Source organism: Oerskovia sp. NPDC056781 (assembly GCF_042789955.1).
In the GTDB taxonomy this organism is placed as follows: Bacteria; Actinomycetota; Actinomycetes; order Actinomycetales; family Cellulomonadaceae; genus Oerskovia; species Oerskovia rustica.
On record NZ_JBHUAD010000247.1, the window covers coordinates 1 to 5,501 of the forward strand.

Sequence of the window (5,501 nt, forward strand, 5' to 3'; positions counted from 1 at the left end):
GCCCGGCACCGAGCTCTCGCTCGGGGCCGGGCCGCTGTTCGGGCGTCGTCGCAGGTCGGACGACGCCCGCCAGGATCTCTCGGGGTCAGTCGGTGACCAACGCTCCGCCGCGCCAGACGCCGACCGGGTGGAGGTCCGCGTCGGTCACGACGACGTCCGCACGACGACCGGCCTCCAGCGCGCCGATGTCCGCACGCCCGAGCACACCGGCCGGCGTCAGCGACGCCGCCTTGACGGCATCGACCAGCGGGATGCCGAAGCCGACGGTCGCGCGCACCACGTCGAGCAGGTGGAACGTCCCCCCGGCGATCGACCCCTCGGGCGTCCCGTCGTCGAGGCGCGCGACGCCGTCGGCGACCGTGACCGCCATCGGACCGAGCTGGTACGTCCCGTCGGCCATGCCCGCAGCCGCCATCGCGTCCGTGACGAGCACGATCGCGTCCGGCCCGACGAGCTCGAACACGCTGCGGACCGTCCCGGCCGCGAGGTGGGTGCCGTCCGCGACGAGCTCGACCACGAGGTCGCCGCGTGCCGCGGCCGCGAGGCACGCGGCGATGGGCCCAGGGGCGCGGTGGTGCAGCGGGCGCATGCCGTTGAAGAGATGCGTCGCGGTCACGCGGGGCGCAGGACCCACCTGCTCCCCCGCCTCGACGAGTGCGGCCCGACGCGCGGCGAGCGCCGTGACCCCCTCGGCGATCGCGGCGTCGGTCTGCTCCGACGACGCGTCGGTGTGCCCGACCGAGGGAACCGCGCCCACCTCGACCAGGGTCTCGACGACCCCGCCGGGCCCCGTGTTGCCCGGGACCTCGGGGGCGAAGGTCATGGTACGGACGTGCCCGCGCCCGGCCTCGGCGATCGCCCGGACCAGGTCGGGGTCGCCCGCGAGCATGTCGTGCGGGTTCTGCGCACCGCAGCGCACCTCGGACAGGAACGGTCCCTCCAGGTGGATACCCGCGATCTCGCCCGCGTCACCGAGCTCGGCGAGCGTCGCGACCCGGCGCAGCAGGGTCTCGCGCTCGGCCGTCACGAGCGACGCGACCAGGCTCGTCGTCCCGTGGCGGCGGTGCTCGCGGACCGCGACGAGTGCCTCCTGGGCGTCGACGGCGTCGGGGAAGCTCGCCCCTCCACCACCATGGTTGTGCACCTCGACGAGGCCCGGCAGGACGACCTGCCCCGCGGCGGGCTCGGCCGCTGCCTCGACCTCGGCCGCGTACCCGGCAGCAGTGGCGTCCCGGCGTTCGCCGACCCACGCGATCGCCGGACCGTCGACGACCACGACGCCGTCCTCGATCACCTCCTGCGGGGTCACGACCCGGCCCCGCAGGGCGGTCCGCCCTGCGGGCGGCGCCTCCCCCGACGAGGACGCAGGCGTGGAGGCGGATGACAGCGGGGCGGGGTTCGACGTCATGGCCTCATTCTTGCGCACTTCGTTCGGACGACGCACGAATGGTCGTGGGGGCCCTCGAGGTGGGTCGAGTGCTGAGACGCGACCGGTCAGAGGTCGCGCAGCAGTCCTCGCGCAGCCCGCGCGAGGTGCGCGATGTACAGCCGCTGGAACGTCGGGACCAGGAGGCGGAGCATCGAGACCCATCTGACCGCAGGGTTGCTGAAGACGTCCACGACGAACCACACGTCGCCCGCCGCGTCGCGTTCGAGCACGAACGACTCCTCCCCCACGAACACGTGGCCCGGCAGGGTGCCGTAGCCGAAGCCGATCCGCTGCTCCTCGCGCTCGACCCACACGATCTCGCACGGTTCGCTCAGCCGGACCGGCCCGAGGCCCAGCCGGGTCGACACGGTCCCGCCGGGCTCCGCGACCGGCGCAGAGGTCACGATCTGCACGCGCGCACGAGCGTGCACCTGCCAGGTCAGGAGCAGCTCGCCGAGGCGACCGAGCTCGTCGACCGAGTAGGGCCGCTCGGAGATCCGGTGGCGCAACCGCAGGTGCGCATAGCCTGCGGGCAGCTCTGCGGACCGGGTGGCTCCCACCTCGGGGTAGGTCGTGCGGGGCTGCGTCATGCCTGTCTCCGTCCTGGGCTCCTGCTGGGTCTGTGTGCCGAGCGGTCGTGTTCTTGCAGCGCCGGAGCCCCGCCTCCCGGGGCCGCTCCGCCCCGGGCGAGCCGGAGGCCGAGCACCGTGCACAGGGCGAAGCCGAGCGCGTTCGCGACGCCGTGCGTCGCCGCCATCTGCCCGATGCTCGGGTGCGGCACCCCCGTGGCCTCACCGACGGCCCACCAGACCGCGAGCAGCATCGACGCCACGACCGCGACGGAGCCCGTCACGAGGAGCGCCCGCGCGGCCCGCCGGGTCGGGATGCCGAGCACGGCCCAGACGGTGCACCAGAGCGCGCCCGTCAGCACGAGAGCCCCGACCAGCTCGGCGACGTTCCCGACGAAGTACCCGACCAGGACCAGGCCGGTCCCCAGCGGCACGCCGGCCGCGCCGACGCGCGCAGCGGTCGAGGGCCCCGTTCGGCCGGCCCCGGCGCCTCTGCCGCAGGGGCCGGCGGTCAGCCCGGCGACGAGCGCCGCTGCGAAACCCGCGAAGAGCATGTGCGGCACGGTCAGCGTCAGGTACGTCCCCGAGAAACCGAGGAGTCCCCATCCCCCGCGGTCGGCGAGCATCGCCGCTGCACCGACCCCCGGCATGACGAGAGCGACGCCGACGGCGAGCCGCACCTCGGGCGGTCGAGGCGCCGTCGGGCCGGGACGGGCGACACGGACCGCCGCGACGGCCAGGACCGCTGACGCCACCAGGAACGGCACCGTCGCCGCCTGAGCGAGCGCCCCCCGCGGGAGCCAGGCTCCCGCGGCCGTCACGGCTCCCGCCACGGGCCACCACACGCTGCCCGCCCCCGGGACCGTGCGCGGTCCGAGCAGGGTCAGCCCGAGCGGGAGCACCACCACGAGCCCGAAGGCCACCACGAGGTCCACGAGGACCGCGGTCGCGGGGCTCACGTCAGGTCCTGAGCGAGGCGGTCAGGCGCAGGACGTCGTCGACGACCTTGCGCGCCACCGGGAGGCGGGAGAGCCGGACGAGCGTTCCGACGATCGGGCTCGCCCCGGCGACGAGGCGCCGCGTCCGCGCCGTGCCCGACGACGAGTCCTGGACCCAGAAGAGCGTCACCCCGAGGTGTGCGAGCCACAGCAGCTCGGGGAGCTGTGCACGCAGCGCGGCGGGCACCGCGGGCGAGGCCCCCGCGACGACGTCCTCGAAGATCGCGAGCGAGAGCTCGCGCGCCTCGCGCGAGGCCTCGCTGAAGGGGTTGGCTGCAGCGCCCGGGCGGATCGCGACCGAGACGAACTCGGCGCCGAACGAGTGATAGGGCGTGAACACGTCGATCCCCGCGTCGAGCACGCGGCGCAGGCGTGCGGCGAGCGTCCCGCCCTGCGCGAGCGCAGCGTCCGCGGCGAGCCGGTGCGCGCGCTGGACGTCGACGTAGAGCTCCTGGACCAGGTGGTCCTTGGACGGGAAGTAGTAGTACGCGTTGCCGGTGCTCACCCCGGCACGGGTGGCGATCGCGCGCATGGTCGTCGCCTCGTAGCCCTGCTCGCGCAGCATCCCGAGCGCCGCGTCGAGGACCTTGGCACGGGTCTGCACGGACTTGGGCGCGGAGGCCGGGACCGCCCCGGGCGACGGTGCGGGCGCGGTCACGCGTTCCGCCGCTGCCCGTGAGAGTTTTTGAACATGTTCAAAAACATAGCACGAGAAGCGCCCGCCCAGCCACGACGGCCGGACGGGCAGCATCCACGACCACATCGCCGAGGAGTCGCGGAAGGACGAGACCTCGACGGCGCGGTCACACGGTCACACGGTCACACGGTCACACGGTCACACGACCACCGGACCGCGATCGCAGCGAGGCCGCCGCCGCGAGGTGGCCGCCGCGAGGCGAACTAGAAGAGGCGCGAGTCCACGTCGTCGACCCCGCGCATCGCGTCGTAGTCCAGGACCAGGCACCCGATCCCCCGGTCCGTCGCCAGGACACGCGCCTGCGGCTTGATCTCCTGCGCCGCGAACACGCCCCGCACCGGCGCGAGGAGCGGGTCCCTGTTCAGCAGGTCCAGGTAGCGCGTGAGCTGCTCGACGCCGTCGATGTCGCCGCGACGCTTGATCTCGACCGCGACCGTCGCACCGTCCTTGTCCCGGGCCAGGATGTCGACCGGGCCGATCGCCGTCGGGTACTCGCGGCGGATCAGCGTGTGCCCCGTCCCCAGGAGCTGGATCTGGGCGGCGAGCATCTCCTGCAGGTGTGCCTCGACGCCGTCCTTGATCAGGCCCGGGTCCACGCCCAGGTCGTGGGCCGAGTCGTGCAGGACCTCGTACAGCTCGATCTCGAGGCGATCGTCGCTCTTCGCGTGCTGGACCGCCCAGACCTGGGTCACGCCACGCTCGCGCGCCGACTCGTCAGGCTCCGAGACCGCCATCGAGCACGGCGGACTCATCCAGTTGAGGGGCTTGTACGAGCCGCCGTCCGAGTGCAGCAGCACGCTGCCGTCTGCCTTGACGAGCAGCACGCGGGTCGCGAGCGGGAGGTGGGCCGAGAGCCGGCCGGTGTAGTGAGCCGAGCACTGGGCAACCACGAGACGCACGAAGAACTCCTCAGACGGGGACAGAAGGTGGCGGCGGGACAGCGCGGACGGCCTCTCGTGGCCGAGAGCCACGGCCCGGGACGACGTCCACGGGCGACGCTAGCACCCCGCCGCGCCACGCAGCCGGACTCAGACCACCACGCCGCGACGGCCGGGGGGCGCGGCCTCGAGCCACGACGCGAGACCGGCGTACGCGCCGCTCGACATCGTCAGCTCGAACCGGACGTCCTCGTACGAGCACTCCACGAGGAAGAGGTCGCGGTCCCCTTCCAAGGGGCGGCGCGAGACGATCACGAGGTCCTGACGCCGCCACGAGCGGGACGGACGCAGAGACAGGGACCAGCAGCGCCACCAGTCGATGCGTCCCACGCCGTAGTGCGCGATCCCCAGCGACCAGGACGCCTGCCCGTCCCCTGCGGGGCGGGCGCTGCACTCGAAGGACCCCACCCGGTGGGAGATGGCCCGAAGACGCAACGCTCCCAGCCCGACCACGAGCGCGACTGCCAGAAGCAGTCCGATCGCGATCCAGGCGGGGAGCGGCACGTGTGCTACCTGAGCCCGTCAGTGGCCGGAGACGCCGGCGCCGTCGAGCACCTCTGCGTCGTCCACCACGAGCATGACCTGGTTGGAGTCCACCGAGAGGAACCCACCGGTGACCTTCACGGCGACCTTCTCGCCGTTCGCGCCGGTGATCCGCACGGTGCCCTCACCGAGGACGGACAGGAGGGGCGAGTGGTTCACGAGGATACCGATCTCACCGTCGGCGGCGGGCGCGCTCACGGCGCGCGCGTCCCCGGACCAGATCTTGCGGTCCGCCGCCACGAGGTCGACGTTCAGCTGTGCCACTTCAACTCCTTCATGTCGGTGCACGGGTCTGACGAAGCGCGCCGCGTGCCCGGCCCCAAGGCC

General features: G+C 73.4%; 7 protein-coding genes. All 7 read right to left on the bottom strand.

Annotation, left to right across the window (positions count from 1 at the left end):
- Nucleotides 1-85: 85 nt before the first annotated feature.
- Entirely contained in the window at nucleotides 86-1,408 is a 1,323-nt protein-coding gene (locus ACFRCR_RS16285) for an N-acetylglucosamine-6-phosphate deacetylase (protein ID WP_377678962.1), read from the bottom strand.
- Nucleotides 1,409-1,494: 86 nt separating this feature from the next.
- Nucleotides 1,495-2,019 (bottom strand): DUF1990 family protein, encoded by a 525-nt coding sequence (locus ACFRCR_RS16290; protein ID WP_377678964.1) that lies wholly within the window; start codon nucleotides 2,017-2,019, stop codon nucleotides 1,495-1,497.
- A complete protein-coding gene (locus ACFRCR_RS16295) occupies nucleotides 2,016-2,957 on the bottom strand; it encodes a YndJ family protein (RefSeq protein WP_377678966.1) in 942 nt (313 codons plus the stop codon). Before ACFRCR_RS16295 ends, ACFRCR_RS16290 begins: the two co-directional genes overlap by 4 nt.
- Nucleotide 2,958: 1 nt before the next feature.
- A complete protein-coding gene (locus ACFRCR_RS16300) occupies nucleotides 2,959-3,654 on the bottom strand; it encodes a TetR family transcriptional regulator (protein WP_377678968.1) in 696 nt (231 codons plus the stop codon).
- Nucleotides 3,655-3,896: 242 nt separating this feature from the next.
- Entirely contained in the window at nucleotides 3,897-4,592 is a 696-nt protein-coding gene (gene nucS, locus ACFRCR_RS16305; protein ID WP_030149951.1) for an endonuclease NucS, read from the bottom strand.
- 129 nt (nucleotides 4,593-4,721) lie between these two features.
- Nucleotides 4,722-5,135, bottom strand: a complete 414-nt coding sequence (locus ACFRCR_RS16310; RefSeq protein WP_377678970.1) for a DUF2550 domain-containing protein — start codon at nucleotides 5,133-5,135, stop codon at nucleotides 4,722-4,724.
- Nucleotides 5,136-5,153: 18 nt separating this feature from the next.
- On the bottom strand, nucleotides 5,154-5,438 hold the full coding sequence (locus ACFRCR_RS16315) for a F0F1 ATP synthase subunit epsilon (protein ID WP_191794109.1): 285 nt from the start codon (nucleotides 5,436-5,438) through the stop codon (nucleotides 5,154-5,156).
- Nucleotides 5,439-5,501 lie beyond the last annotated feature (63 nt).